General features: G+C 55.0%; 15 protein-coding genes and 1 pseudogene. 9 read left to right on the forward strand and 7 right to left on the reverse strand.

Features of this window, described 5'->3' with window-relative positions; translation table 11 throughout:
• Window position 1: 1 nt before the first annotated feature.
• From SD70_RS01570 to SD70_RS01585, 4 genes are all read left to right on the forward strand, one after another.
• Window positions 2-1,327 (forward strand): solute carrier family 23 protein, encoded by a 1,326-nt coding sequence (locus SD70_RS01570; protein WP_082053046.1) that lies wholly within the window; start codon window positions 2-4, stop codon window positions 1,325-1,327.
• 384 nt (window positions 1,328-1,711) lie between these two features.
• Complete coding sequence (locus SD70_RS01575; protein ID WP_041044997.1) at window positions 1,712-2,830, forward strand: LuxE/PaaK family acyltransferase; 1,119 nt, start codon at window positions 1,712-1,714, stop codon at window positions 2,828-2,830.
• Window positions 2,831-2,856: 26 nt separating this feature from the next.
• Entirely contained in the window at window positions 2,857-4,341 is a 1,485-nt protein-coding gene (locus SD70_RS01580; RefSeq protein ID WP_082053066.1) for an acyl-CoA reductase, read from the forward strand.
• Window positions 4,342-4,353: 12 nt separating this feature from the next.
• Window positions 4,354-5,121, forward strand: a complete 768-nt coding sequence (locus tag SD70_RS01585; protein ID WP_041044999.1) for an SDR family oxidoreductase — start codon at window positions 4,354-4,356, stop codon at window positions 5,119-5,121.
• Window positions 5,122-6,405: 1,284 nt separating this feature from the next.
• On the opposite strand, the gene SD70_RS01590 is transcribed toward SD70_RS01585, so the two are convergent.
• Window positions 6,406-6,828, reverse strand: a complete 423-nt coding sequence (locus SD70_RS01590) for a hypothetical protein (protein ID WP_041045001.1) — start codon at window positions 6,826-6,828, stop codon at window positions 6,406-6,408.
• 103 nt (window positions 6,829-6,931) lie between these two features.
• Window positions 6,932-7,606: a sulfite oxidase-like oxidoreductase gene (locus SD70_RS01595; RefSeq protein WP_041045194.1), complete on the reverse strand. Its 675-nt coding sequence runs from the start codon at window positions 7,604-7,606 to the stop codon at window positions 6,932-6,934.
• Window positions 7,607-7,888: 282 nt separating this feature from the next.
• Here SD70_RS01595 and SD70_RS01600 point away from each other — a divergent pair, with 282 nt between their 5' ends.
• The 5 genes and pseudogenes from SD70_RS01600 (at window position 7,889) to SD70_RS01620 (ending at window position 11,426) form a co-directional block, all read left to right on the forward strand.
• A complete protein-coding gene (locus tag SD70_RS01600) occupies window positions 7,889-8,413 on the forward strand; it encodes a hypothetical protein (RefSeq protein WP_052486944.1) in 525 nt (174 codons plus the stop codon).
• Between the two features lie 324 nt (window positions 8,414-8,737).
• Window positions 8,738-9,874, forward strand: a complete 1,137-nt coding sequence (locus SD70_RS01605) for a DUF2264 domain-containing protein (protein WP_041045003.1) — start codon at window positions 8,738-8,740, stop codon at window positions 9,872-9,874.
• Window positions 9,875-10,021: 147 nt separating this feature from the next.
• A pseudogene (locus tag SD70_RS01610) lies at window positions 10,022-10,404 on the forward strand (RidA family protein).
• Between the two features lie 81 nt (window positions 10,405-10,485).
• Window positions 10,486-10,956 carry a hypothetical protein gene (locus tag SD70_RS01615; protein ID WP_041045005.1) on the forward strand — a complete coding sequence of 157 codons (471 nt, stop codon included), beginning with the start codon at window positions 10,486-10,488 and terminating at the stop codon, window positions 10,954-10,956.
• A gap of 20 nt (window positions 10,957-10,976) precedes the next feature.
• Window positions 10,977-11,426 carry a DinB family protein gene (locus tag SD70_RS01620; RefSeq protein WP_041045007.1) on the forward strand — a complete coding sequence of 150 codons (450 nt, stop codon included), beginning with the start codon at window positions 10,977-10,979 and terminating at the stop codon, window positions 11,424-11,426.
• Between the two features lie 89 nt (window positions 11,427-11,515).
• On the opposite strand, the gene SD70_RS40120 is transcribed toward SD70_RS01620, so the two are convergent.
• The 5 genes from SD70_RS40120 to SD70_RS39630 form a co-directional block, all read right to left on the reverse strand.
• The gene (locus SD70_RS40120) at window positions 11,516-11,689 is read right to left on the reverse strand and encodes a response regulator transcription factor (protein ID WP_082053067.1); all 174 of its coding nucleotides are present in this window, start codon (window positions 11,687-11,689) and stop codon (window positions 11,516-11,518) included.
• A gap of 123 nt (window positions 11,690-11,812) precedes the next feature.
• Window positions 11,813-12,208, reverse strand: coding sequence for an arsenate reductase/protein-tyrosine-phosphatase family protein (locus SD70_RS34420; protein WP_082053047.1), 396 nt, complete (start codon window positions 12,206-12,208; stop codon window positions 11,813-11,815).
• 250 nt (window positions 12,209-12,458) lie between these two features.
• Window positions 12,459-13,004, reverse strand: a complete 546-nt coding sequence (locus SD70_RS01625; protein WP_041045009.1) for a glutathione peroxidase — start codon at window positions 13,002-13,004, stop codon at window positions 12,459-12,461.
• Between the two features lie 204 nt (window positions 13,005-13,208).
• Window positions 13,209-13,397 (reverse strand): tyrosine-type recombinase/integrase, encoded by a 189-nt coding sequence (locus SD70_RS40125; protein ID WP_394297930.1) that lies wholly within the window; start codon window positions 13,395-13,397, stop codon window positions 13,209-13,211.
• Complete coding sequence (locus SD70_RS39630; protein WP_041045011.1) at window positions 13,375-13,614, reverse strand: site-specific integrase; 240 nt, start codon at window positions 13,612-13,614, stop codon at window positions 13,375-13,377. The genes SD70_RS40125 and SD70_RS39630 overlap by 23 nt, the downstream gene beginning before the upstream one ends.
• Window positions 13,615-13,779 lie beyond the last annotated feature (165 nt).

Here is a 13,779-nt window from a genome sequence, read left to right on the forward strand (position 1 = left end):
CATGGAATCTTTGGCGGAAATTGGCGATCGGCGGGCGGTGGGGCCGGATATTAGCGCGCCTGACGAGTCGCCCCGGCCGCTGCAAAACGCCCTGCTGGGGCTGCAGCACGTATTCGTCTCCAACGTATGGCTCGATCCGCTGTTCATCGCGGCAATGGTCGGACTGCCGCTGGCGGCCGCTTCGAATCTGGTCAATGCGATTTTCATCGCGGCCGGCCTCGTGACGCTGACGCAAGCGACGAAGCTGGCCCGGCTGCCGATCGTGCAGGGGCCGTCAGCGGCTTTCGATTCGCTCATGATTACGGCGGGCAAGGCGAACAGCCTTGCGGCCGCTTCCGGCGGCATTCTCGTCAGCGCCGTGCTCGTGTTCATCATGTCCGTCACCGGCCTGATCGGCAAGCTGCAGCGCTGGTTTACGCCGGTCGTGTCGGGCACGGTCATCTGCGTCGTCGGCATCGCCTTGTCCCATTTCACGATGTACGAGTTTCTCGGCGGCAGTCCTGGAACGCCGGGCTTTCTATCGTCCGCGACGCTGACTTTGTCGATCCCGACGGCGCTCGTCGTGCTGCTGCTGTCGAATTTCGGGCGCGGCTGGTGGCGGCGGTACGCGTTCCTGATCGGCCTTGTCGCAGGCGACGCGATTGCACTCGCGCTAGGCAAAATCGATTTCGGCGGACTGTCCGGCAAAGGCTGGCTCGGCTTGCCCCAGCTGCTGCCTTACGGCGCGCTCAAATTCGACGGAGCGGTCATGGCGACTTTCTTCATCGCTTATATCGTCGCCATCATCGAGGCGATGGGAGTCTATCAGGCGGCCGCCGAGACGGCCCGCATCCCGCTTGACGGACGGCGCATCCGGATGGGCTTTGCCGGCGAGTCGGCGGGTTCCGTCCTGTCCGCGTTCCTCGGCGGATTCCCGACGACGGCTTATGCGCAAAACGTCGGCCTGCTCCGCTTAACCGGCAGCGGCTCACGCTACCCCGTCATCGCCGCGGGCATCATGTTTCTGGTGCTCGGCTTTGTGCCGAAGGCCGGCGCCTTGCTGGCGCTTACGCCCGACGCCGTAGTCGGCGGCTTGTTCCTCCCGGCTGCAGCCGGGCTGTTCATGTCCGGCATTTCGCTGCTCTTGCGAATGGAAAAGACGGAAGCGAACTACACGGTCGTCGGCCTGTCGCTGCTGCTGGCGATTGCGCTGCCGGGGAATTTCGCCGATATGCCGGGCGTGTGGGGCACCATTTTGTCCAATCAAGTGCTGGTTGGGGCTTGCAGCGTTTTGCTGCTGCAGTTGCTGCTCATCCGGGTGCCGGCATGGCTGCGGCGCAGAGGCTAGCCTAACGATGAAGCGGCATTGCCGTTTCTGCTATAGCCGGCACCGTGCTTGAAAACGGCGGTACGAAGGTTCAACAGCCCTTGCGCGGCCTTAGAGGAACATAGTTCCGTTATTGAATGAATAGAGGGGTACCTTACCAATGTTAACGGAACGGAGTTCCGTTATTGACCCGGTACAACGACGATTCTCACCTAAAATGCGGGATATAACGGACTCGCGTTCCGCTATTCTTGGGAAATGAGTGGGAAATAAGCCGATAGCGGAACAAATTTCCGTAAACTGGGGCGACAACCTGAAAATATGCCGCTGAATGAGCAAACCGCTGAGGTCTTGTCGAAGCGAGCAAAATTTGAATAACGAACTGCCAGGAGAGGAGGCGCCGCTATGAGGCCGGAATCCGCAGCGATAATCAGAGACGTGCTGCAATATATCGAGCGCTATGGCAACTCGGCCGCGGACAGCCCCGCAGCGGAGCGGGACTTCGGCGCATTGGCCTTGCAGCTGTTCGCCTTCCAGTGCGAGCACAACGCAGCGTACCGAAACTATGCGAAAATCAAGCGCAAACTGCCCGGGCAGCTGCATTCGTGGCGGGAAATCCCACCGATGCCGATTCAAGGCTTCAAGCGCTCCGCGCTGTCGTGCGAGCCGCCCGAGGAGGCTTTGGCGGTGTTTACGACGAGCGGCACGACGAACCCGGAGCTGCGCGGACGGCAGTACCACCCGACGTTCGACGTATGGGACGCGTCGATGCGTACCGGATTCCGCCGCTTCGTTATGGGAAGCGTCCCCCGGCTGCGCACGCTGGTCATCTCTCCCGCGGAGGATTTGAACGCGAACTCGTCCCTGTCCCGGTATTTGTCGCAGGCGATCCGCTTCTTCGGTACCGACGGCAGCGGCACATACTTCCGCCACGACGGCCTTGCCGCGGACGAATTGATCGCTGGGCTGCAAGATTGCGAGCGGAGCGGCGAGCCCGTCCTGCTGCTCGGCGCGACTTTCGCCTACGTGCCGCTGCTGGACCGGCTGCAGGAGCTGGACGTGCGATTCCGTCTCGCGCCGGGCAGCCGCATTCTCGATACGGGCGGCTTCAAGGGACAGTCGCGGGAAGTGCCGATGGATTGGCTGTACGGCCAATTCGAAGAGCGGTTCGGCGTGCCCCGCAGCGGCTGCGTCAACATGTACGGCATGACCGAGCTATGCTCGCAATATTACGACGATACGCTGGCCTCGGGCAAGCCGACGACGCTTAAGCGGGGGCCGGCGTGGCTCCGCCCGCTCGTGCTCGATCCGCACACGCTGCTGCCGGCGCCGGACGGCCAAGTTGGCGTACTGGCGCATATCGATCTCGCGAATTGGAACTCGTGCGTGGCGATTTTGACTGAGGATTTGGGCGTTATGCGGGACGGCGGGTTTGAGCTGCTCGGCCGCATCGGCGGCGCGGAAGCGAGAGGCTGCTCGCTTGCGGTGGAGCAGTTCATCCGCTCGAACGAGGGTAACGCGTGACGGCGCCCGGCAGGGGAGAGGGCGATATGAACAAGGCGATAAAGCAGGAGCCGCTGCAGGTTCAAGCATATTTTCTGCCACCGGGGATCGAAGCGGACGTAACGGTTGCCGCCCGCTTCGACACTCCGGATGGCCCGGCGGAGCTGCTCGTACCGGCGCTAAACGAAGACAAGCTGCGGTCGATTGCGGATGAACTGAAACGGCGGCGTGAGGAGTATTTAGCGTCGTTAACTACTGCGGACGTCGTCGAGCGGATTGCCGCCGCAGCCGAGCGCTGGCTCGATCCGGCCTATCCGCACAGACAGCTGGCGGAGCGGCTGCTGCCCGGCTTGACCGGGTATGCGGCCGATTCGATCCGGCTGCAGCTGAAGCGCTATATGCGGACGTTCCGGAAGAAGGAGCTGCTTCGTTTTATCGGTGAGGAATTGGACGATCCGCTTATGCTGGACGAATTCCGCCCGCGCAAAAGCGGCGGCTTCAGCCGCGCCTATGGGCCTGAGCTCATTTTTCACGTGTTCTCCGGCAACGTCCCTGGGGTTTCGCTGTGGAGCCTGGCGATGGGACTCGTTGCGCGCTCCGCGCAGCTGGGCAAAACGTCTCTCGCCGAGCCGCTGATGGCAGTGCTGTTCGCGCGCTCGCTCGCCGAGATCGATCCGCGGCTGGCGGAAGCGATCGCCATCGTGCCGTGGAAGGGCGGCAGCCGGGAGCTGGAAAGCGCGGCCATCGCCAGCGCGGACGCCGTCGTCGTGTACGGCGGAGGAGGCACCGTCGAAAGCGTGCGGGCTATCGTCCCGGCGGGCAAAAGGTTCGTCGCCTACGGTCCGAAGGCGAGCGTCGCCTTGATCGGGCGCGAGGCGCTTACTCCCGACAGGCTGAACGGCACCGTCGCCCGGCTCGCCGCGGATATCGCCCATTACGATCAACAAAGCTGCATGTCGCCGCACTGCGTATATGTGGAAGAAGGCGGCAGTGTGGATGCCAGGAGCTTCGCCGCTTACGCCGCGGCCGAGCTCGGCCGGCTGCAGCTGCGCTGGCCGCGCTCGGCTCTCACCGATAGCGAAGCTTATGCGATCCACGACGTGCGCAACCGGTACTGGCTGGAAGAAGCGGAGGGGGGCGGGGCGGCCGTATACGCGAGCCCGGGCGGTACGGATTGGACGGTCATTTACCGCGACGTACCCGGGTTCGACGTTTCGCCGCTGAACAGGACGCTCGTCGTGTACCGCTGCCGCAGCCTGGAGGACGATGCCGTGCCGGCGCTTGCTTCCTGCGGGCGGGAGGGGCTGCTGCAAACGTGCGGCGTGGCGGTCCATCCGCAGCGGCTGTTCGGCATGGCCGAGCGGCTCGGCCGCATCGGCGCGAACCGGTTGTGCCCGCTCGGCACGATGCTGCAAGCCAAGGCGGGTTGGCACCACGACGGCCGTTTCAACCTGATCGACCTGCTCCGTTTTGCCGACATCGAGCGCGGCACGGAAGACGATGCGGAGCAGTACGATCCGGATTTCGAATAGGAGGGAAGCCATATGCTGCTGCAAGGGAAAACGGCGCTCGTCACCGGAGCAAGCCGCGGCATCGGCGCAGAGATCGCCGCTGCCCTCGCCTCGCACGGCGCCGTCGTCATCGTCGGCTATTACAGCAGGCAGGACGCCGCCGAGCGAACGGTGGAGCGCATCCGCGCCTCCGGCGGACGGGCCCGTGCGCACCGCGCCGACGTCCGCTCCGCGTCCGAGGCGGCGGCAATGGTCGAAGACGCCGTGGAGCATTACGGCTCCATCGACATCGTCGTGAACAACGCGCTCAGCCCGTACAGCTTCAGCCCTTCCGCCCGCCGCACCGCGTGGGAGCAAGAGTGGGACGACTACCGCGAGCAGCTGGAGGGCAGCGTGCACGGCGCCTACAACGTCTGCAAGGCGGCCATGCCCCATATGCAGAAGCAGAGCTCGGGACGAATCATCAACATTGTGACGAACTTGATCGACTTTCCGGTTGTACCTTATCACGACTACACGACCGCCAAAAGCGCCCTGCTCGGCTACACCCGCAATCTGGCCGCAGAGCTCGGCCGTTTCGGCATTACCGTCAACGCGCTCGCTCCCGGTCTGACGCAGGGCACCGATTCGTCCCGCGACACGAAAGAAGACGTGCGCCGCGACATTATCCGGCTGACGCCGCTGCAGCGCCTGGCGGTGCCGCAGGACATCGCCGGCGCAGCCGTGCTGCTCGCGTCCGACCTCGCCGGCTTCATTACCGGCCAATGCCTGCGCGTCGACGGCGGTCTCGTGATGGGCTGACAGCTTCGGCGGCACCGGCACGGCCGTGGCGTTGGCGGAACGCCGCGCCGGACGAGCGCGGCATCGGCAGCTGCCTGCCGTGCCGAGAGGACCGCGGCAGCGGCAGGAGCCCGTGGTGTTGGCGGAACGCCGCGCCGGTTCAACGTTGGCAAAAGGCCCTGCCCCTTTGGATTGCTGTGTGAGGGGCGGGGCCTTTTTGGCTTGGAGGATTCCGTTCCGGGAAACGTGTTCGTCTGAAAGATGGCTTAGGCCAGTTCCCCTTGCTCCATCCTTGGCCGATCCCGATGAGGGAAACGGTTACCGCCTGGAGAGGACGTCACGGCCGGCTTCATATGACCGATGCGGAATGCTTACATTACTTGCGGTTTAGAGCATGCAGTATATGGAAGCGATGCCATTGAGGCTTAACTGGAATTCCTCCTGTAAATGTTGCTGTTTAAAACGGTTTTATTCCATTGCAAGGAAATCCTACCGCTAATTTCAACGATTTCCTCTCATGTAAGGACATACAGCCGATTTTATAGGATGTTTTCCCGCTACTTGCCTTATATCGAAGTTCTGATCAATATTAACGGGAGCATTTCCCGCAACAGCGAACGTTCTGGCAGCAAAGGCTGCATCCGCTATGCTACAATGTTCTTAAACTGTGCCATGACTAGAGAACAAGCCGCCGCAATTTTCGCGAGCGGGCCGTTTAAAGAACTGCTTCGCTATGCTGCGTCTTGTAGGGCGCTATTAGGCGCCAATTTGACGGAATGAGTGTGCAAGGACCGAACATTCCATAAATAGCGACAAAAGTTCGTATGGAGCGGCCTTCGAGGCGCTAAAGGCCGATTTTGCCATTTTGGCTGAAAATCGGCGTCTGTGAAGTCGCTATTTAGAGAACTTGTGCTTTATTCCATCATTCATAACCGCTTGTTTGGTACGAGGGTGTCGGATTCGGTTCGCTTTCTTTCGGCATCCATCCAGCCTCCGACATTTACGCCAAGCACGCAAATGAGCATCGTTCCAATGCCAACCGCTTCCGCCGGTCGAGCCTCTCCTCACCGCATGAGCTTCCGCAACAAGCGGTTTCAATCGGCACGGCTTATCCGTCGCATCGGCTCCATGTGCTAAACTCGATGCCGTATTGGATTGCTACATAAGTTAAATTCGAATAATAAAGTTGCAGCCCGCCATTCAACTGTCGAACCCGTCGTATTGCACTCACGATCAGTCTAGAAGTGTATATTCAACGAACACTTCCACGAGACACAATATAACACGCAGCTTCCCGGTTAAGCATTAAAGAATACTCATCCCCATTTTGTTGTCTTCTTGCCGGATTCCTTTACTGATTAAAAATTCAATTAAATGCTTTTCCGAGCTAACGTATATCGCCTTTGGAAATCCCTCTTTCCCGTGGTTGATTTTCAATCCGCTTATGGTAAGTCTAATGGACAAGATCTCAGAGTAACGAAATATGAGCTTTTTTGAATAGCTTATAACGAAAAAATCTTCATACAACCTGATTTGCACAAAAGGATAGGACAACTTAGTTGTAACGAAACCGTCTCGAAATTTTCCTCCACCTGTAAAACTCTTCACTAACTCCGCTGATTGTTCTATTTCTAACAATTCATTTTTCTGCTTTATCAAATAATAGAAGACCGTTCCAATAATGATTGGCAGCAAGATCAATGCGATGATAGCAACGATTTTCTCCAATAATCTCTCCCCTACCCGTTTGATGATCGATGAGCGCAATAATGAAAAAAGCGATGGATCGGTTCCAGCGCCGTATTATTTCATGCAGAATCGGCCTTGCCATTCAGTCGTACTCTTTTCTTACCCACTCGTCCTCCGGAATCGGCAGCGCCTCGCCGGAGAAACGCTCTTCGCCGAACGGATCGCCGTAGGCGTGAAACCCGTTGCGCTCCCAGAAGCCTAAGCGATCCTCCTTCATGAACTCGATGCCGCGAATCCATTTGGCGCTCTTCCAAAAATACAAGTGAGGCACAAGCAACCGCAGCGGGTAGCCGTGCTTCGGCGTCAGCGGCGCGCCGTTGTACGAATGGGCGAGCAACACTTGATCGCCCAACAGGTCGGCCAGCGGCACATTCGTGTCATAATCCGGATCGGCATGGATCATCACGTATTTGGCCCCCGGCTTAACCTTCAGCCCGGCAACCAAATCTCGGAAACGGACACCCTGCCATACCGTGTCTGCCTTCGACCACCGGGTCACGCAGTGAATGTCGCAGCGAACCTCAGTCTGAGGGAGATGGAGGATTTCATCGAAGCTCAGGCTGCGCTCGTTTTCCACCTCTCCGAACAAGCGCAGACTCCATGACGACATATCGTACGCAGGCACTTCCCCTTCATGTAAAATCGGGAACCGCCCGGTCCACACCTGCCCCGGCGGAAGCCGATCGGCCAGGGCGGGATCGGCAACCGCCGCAGTATCGATTTTCATCTGTTGAATACGTTTCGCTTTCTCGTGCACTTGCATGGACCTCCTACCTCGAGCTTCCGTTCTGTTTTGCGCGTCCTCGGGCGACGAGCGGCTGCTGCAGTAAGCCATCGCAAGCGGTGTCAATACTTAAGGCAGCATAGTACGGAAGTAAAATAGCTTGGCAATGACAACCTCACAATGCAAGCATACTGTTCAAGACCGTCCCAAGCAATTACTTTTTGCAGAGCAGCACAATGCCCGTAAGCCGGACGCTTGCATAATCTTCCTGCGGAAGGCGAATTCTGAAAGCAAACGTCTGGCAGGAGGGATATTATGTATGCCAAAGCTTTGATGTGGGGAATGTTAGTTGTCCCTTGGATTTCGCTGTTTGTCTTAAAACCGGCATCCATCCGCAGATTCATGCCTGTTTCGATTTTTGCGGCGCTCATCGTGACCATCGTGTTCGAAATAGCGCATGCTTTCCGGTGGTGGACCATCTTGGATAAGGCGATAATCGTTCCGTGGGGGTACATTACCAACACCGCATATACTTACGGGTTCTTTTTGATCGGAACGCTTTGGATATTCAAATTCACCTACCGTAGGTTTTGGCTCTATATGCTGACGAATTTGGTGATCGACGGGGTGTTTCAATTTGGATTGGACCCTCTGTTCGCGCGAGCCGGGTTTTACCGATTCGAGAATATCACCCATTGGCAAACCTTTTTGATCATGATCGGCGTGGCGGTTCTGCTGTATTTGTACCAAATGTGGCAGGAAGGCTCGATCAGCCGCGAGGTCAAGAAGCAAGACGATCCGTTCGAGCTGCGCTTATCCCGGCGTGAAAAGGCCAGGTGATCTGTCTGGCTATGCTGTCCGTTATCGTTCAGCGCCCGTAACCGCCAACGTCCATGTCCGCGTCCGCTTGGTCCGCGAGCGCATAAGCAAAAAGTGACCAAGTAAGCCCACGACGTTACAAGCAACCGTTGTCCCCAATAGCGTCATCGCAGTCTCTATCCGATCGTTTGCGTAGGTCAAGACGGTGACTCCTTATTGGTTATGCGACCGTAAGCGACAAATAATGCCAATTTGCTGTTGCCGCAAAGCGCCTTCTGCCTTAGACTAGGAATGACTAACATGTCCATACGGCAAAACGACGCTTATAAACGGAGGGCGATCACGATGACAGACGACCGGAAATATTGGCTGGACACGATGCTGCACATTGCTGGGCCAGTGCTTAAAGCGCTGGCGGCGCGCGAGTTGAAGCGCACGATGCCGATGGAAGCGCGGACTGACGATCGCGACCGCTTCACCTACCTCGAAGCGCTGGGGCGGACGCTCGCCGGAATTGCGCCGTGGCTGGAGACGGGGCCGACGGAGGGCGAGGAGGGGGCCAAACGCGCCGCCGCCGCCGAGCTGGCCCGCGCCGCTATCGATGCCGCCACCGACCCGGCTTCGCCCGACGCGATGAACTTCGACGAAGGCTCGCAGCCCCTTGTCGACGCCGCTTTTCTGGCCCATGCCGTCGTGCGCGCGCCGAACGAGCTGTGGCGCAAGCTCGGGGCCGATACCCAGCGCAATTTGGTGCAAGCTTTGCTGCGCACGCGGGTCATTCTGCCCGGCTTCAACAACTGGCTGCTGTTCGCCGCCATGGTCGAGGCGGGACTCGCCGTCATGGGCGAGCGCTGGGATCCGATGCGCGTCGATTACGCCTTGCGGCAGCACGAACAGTGGTACAAAGGCGACGGCGCCTACGGCGACGGGCCGGATTTTCACTGGGATTACTATAACAGCTTCGTTATTCAGCCGATGCTGCTTGATGTGCTGGATACGGTCGGCAGCGCCTTTCCGGCGTGGGAGCGCATGAAGCCGGCCGTGCAGCGGCGCGCCGTCCGTTACGCGGAAGTGCAGGAACGCCTCATTTCCCCGGAAGGGACATACCCGCCGCTCGGCAGGTCGCTTGCTTACCGCTTCGGTGCATTCCAGCACCTGGCGCAGATGGCGCTGCGGGGAGAGCTCCCGGATGGCACCAGCCCGGCCCAAGTGCGCTGCGCGCTGACCGCCGTCATCCGGCGCACGATGGAGGCGGAGAGCACGTTCGATGCAGGCGGATGGCTGCGGATCGGCCTGTTCGGGAGCCAGCCGGACATCGGGGAGACGTATATCTCGACCGGCAGCTTGTACTTGTGTACAACCGTATTTTTGCCGCTCGGCTTGCCCGGACATCACCCGTTCTGGCAAGGGGAAGCGCCCTGGACCGCCAAAAAGCTCTGGTCCGGCATCTCGCTTCCCGCCGACCACGCTTTGCATCAGTAGCAACTAAAACAGGGGGCGATTGCCGCCCTAAAACATCGAGGGGATTACAAGGCGCCTTTTGCAACTTTGTAATCCCCTTTTGATATAATTTCATATAATGATCGGATTGGGCGGAAAGCCGACAGCAATCGGAATGGGGTGGAGATTTTGGACAGAAAAAGGGTGTTTACAGGTTCGCCTTGGGAGCCGATTGTAGGGTATTGCCGAGCCGTTCGCGTCGGAAACCGAATTGAAGTCGCAGGGACAACGGCAATGAAAGACGGGGAAGTGATCGGAGAGGGAAATCCCTACGAGCAAACCAGGTTCATCCTGCAGACGATTGAGAAGCTCTTTTTGAATTAGGCGCCGATTTATCTCACGTAGTAAGAACGAGAATGTTTGTCACGGATATAACGAAATGGGAACAAATCGGAAGGGCGCACGGCGAATTTTTTCGGGATATTCAGCCTGCTGCGACTATGGTTGAGGTCAAGGCACTGATCGATCCGCGCCTGTTGGTAGAAATCGAAGCCGAAGCTATCGTTGAATAACGTTTATTTCCCGACTCGCTTATCTCGCCGCTGCCGGCGGCAAACCTGCACATCAAAGCGACCGGAATGGAGCGATACAAAATGAGGCTATCGTCCGCAATCATCACCGCATTGTTGCTGCTGGCCGGCTGCGAATCCGCCGCTGTTTCGCAAGCGAAAACTCCAAGCGCATCGTTTCCAAGCGGCTCCTCCACAATGGTCGGCAGCCAAGGAAATATCGGCATTTTGGGGCCGGATTTTGTAGCGGGCAAAGGCAATAAATATATGTGGCATTTTTGGGGAGCAAAAGAAGAGCTTGACAAGAGCCCGTTCCGGGTCGAAGCCATCAATCTGGAGACAACCGAGAAAACGAAAGCTCTCGTAGCCCATGCAGGCACCCCGCAGGAAGAGATGGTCTGGGAGTACGATATGCCGCCGGCAGGGCCCAACAACGGAGCCGACGCGCACATCCCTTCCAGTCTGAAAATCCCCTCCGGCGGATTATGGCGGATCGACGCCTATCTGGGCGGCAAGCTGAAAGGATCTATCGTAGTGGATGTGAAAAACAGATGATCGACGGGGAGGGAACAGGGATGAGTGCATTGGCCAAATTGGAACAGCTTGTTGAAACCATTCCCGATATAATTAACGGGATTAACGAAGAAGAGTTTAATAAAAAAGCGAAGCCGGAGAAATGGTCCAAAAAAGAAATTTTGGGGCATTTGTGCGATTCTGCCGCCAATAACCACGTGCGATTTATGAAAATCGTTCTGGCTGAGGAGCCCGTCCACATTGAAGGCTATAAGCAAGACAAATTGGTGAGCATGCACGATTATCAGAACAACTATACCAAAACCGAATTGGCGGCGTTATGGAAACAGCTCAACCGGCAAATATGCTATATTATGCGAAACGCAAGCAAAGAGGACTACGACAAATCATGTATTTTGCCCGATGGGACAGCGGTTACGCTAGGGTGGTTATTCAACGACTATATCGATCACTTGTTGCATCACATGAAACAAATACAAGAAGCGGCATAGGCATTCGAAAAATGACGCCAACCGCACGCAAGGCCTCCAATCGCGACGTTGGAGGCCTTTCCTTTAGGCAGTTCCGCAGTGATATTGCGTTAACCGGGCGGCACGAGCTTGTTCGTGTGCCAAGCGGCCATATAAGCTTTGGTGAATTGGGCCCGGTTGGCTGCACCGTATTTTCGGTAAATGGCGGTCAGATGTTTTTTGACGGTAATGACGCTGACGTATAGCTTGGCGGCAATTTCGGCGTTGGACAGGCCATCTGCGATATAGGGGTCCCGCCAACAAACAAATCGCTTTTATCTAAACGGGCTCGTGTAAGCAGGCTATAACTGGAACAATACAGTCTTGGTCTGCTTTTTTCTGTCATTCAACTACTGTTTCCCGTTAGTTTAACGAAGTTTCGTTTGATCATTTAAATTTCGCAGAACAATTGGTATCGCTTCACGAAAAAATAAAACCAATTGTTTCATCTGTTCGGCGAAATCGGGACTATCCGGAAGACCGATATTAACTGGAATTTCTTTACCGTTATATAATTCATTAAATAAGGGAATATCGCGATTGTAGTTTAGTTTGATAAATTGTTTATGAAGATCACTCATGCCGATGACAACGTCATAGCGTTTAAAGGATGATTCGTCCAATTGTGTTCTTGTAAAACCACCAATATCAATACCCATTTCATTCATGATGCTAAAATGAATGTCAGAATATTTACTAATGTCGCTGTTTGCCCTTATGCCAGCAGATGCAACGGTTACCGCTGTATTGTTACTCTGTTTCAGCTATCACGCTGCGAGTGTAGTTGTCGGTACAAACAAATAAAATATTCATTTTGCATCACCCCAACTTCTTTATCGTTTATGCAGATTCGTTATGGATTATTATACCATCTTAACTTCGTGAGCAGAGTCTGTGTTGGAAGATAATTACCCGTTTGTTGAGCGGATCGCTCAAAATAAATAAGCGATGGATCGGTTCCATCGCCACGCTATCGTATCCTTTAGTTTAATGACCAAAAATATTCATTTACTTTTAAAGCAGTGATTTAATTACTGGTTCAATTTCAAATGGTTCCGTCGTTGTTTCGTATCTTCCGTATACATGACCGTTCCGATCGATCAAAAACTTTGTGAAATTCCACTTGATCCCATCACCAGCGTATATGTTAGGATACTTTTCTTGCAAAAAGTTCTGCATCCATTGACCGTCTGAACTCTGGGTATCGAAACCTTGAAATGGAGCTTGCTCTGTTAAAAATTGAAATAATGGATGAGCAGTCTGACCTCTAACCTCCATTTTCTCAAATAACGGAAACGTCACTCCAAAGTTGCTCTCACAATATTCCCGCACTTCTGAGTTGTTCCCTGGCTCTTTCTCGTTGAATTGGTTACAAGGAAAACCAAGTATTTCAAAGCCTCGCTCATTGTGACTTTCGTAAAGCTTTTGAAGTCCAGCGAATTGGCGAGAATAGCTGCACCTACTGGCAGTGTTGACAATAAGGAGAACTTTTCCAAGATAATTTGACAATTCAATGAGCTTACCGTTAATTGTATTCACTTTAAGATCATAGATAGACATTAGATCATTCCTCCTCCAATTCCGTTATGATAACAATATTACAACTGGCTTCTATTGGTCTAATATATAATAAAAATAACATTAATAGGTAATTACAATAAACTAACAATCGACAACAAAAAAATTCTTTCAATATTGCTCCACTATTCTGCCCTTTAGTTGAACAGCGGCGGATTGTTAACGAGTATCCGCCGCCAATAAGCACTAAAAAAATCGTCGATAATGTTCTCTCCGGCGCTCGCCGCGGAGCTGTGCGTAGATTTGCGTGGATGATGCCTTCTCATGACCGAGCATACCTTGGATGAAATCCGGAGGGGCACCGTTATCAAGCAGTTGACACGCATAGGTATGCCGAAAGTGATGTGGGTATTTAACGAAAAAGAGAACGAACAAACCGAATACGATGGCCTAAGCTGCTTGGCTTCAACCTCTTTGCTTGTTTTGCTAAGTATTCCTTCAGCATTGTTAACGTTACTTCCGTTATAGCCAGGTCGCCTAGCTCCAACATCAACATTTTGTGTTGAAGCGAGTATGCTTTTAATGTTTTTGGACTGAATCCTTGAATACGTTTGTCAGCCTCATACAACCTCCATAACTCACTTAAGTTCATAAACAAAACCTCCCTTTAGAAGCTATTAAATCTAGTTTGCTTCTAAGAAGAGGTTTTAATCTGCATGATGTATTGAACTAGCGTGCCCGTTTGTTTAATCACATAGTTAAGGTCAAAGAGGATATTTATATGAAGCAGATCCATAATATACTCCAAACCTGTAAA

The organism is Gordoniibacillus kamchatkensis (assembly GCF_000829455.1).
Classification (GTDB): Bacteria; Bacillota; Bacilli; order Paenibacillales; family NBRC-103111; genus Gordoniibacillus; species Gordoniibacillus kamchatkensis.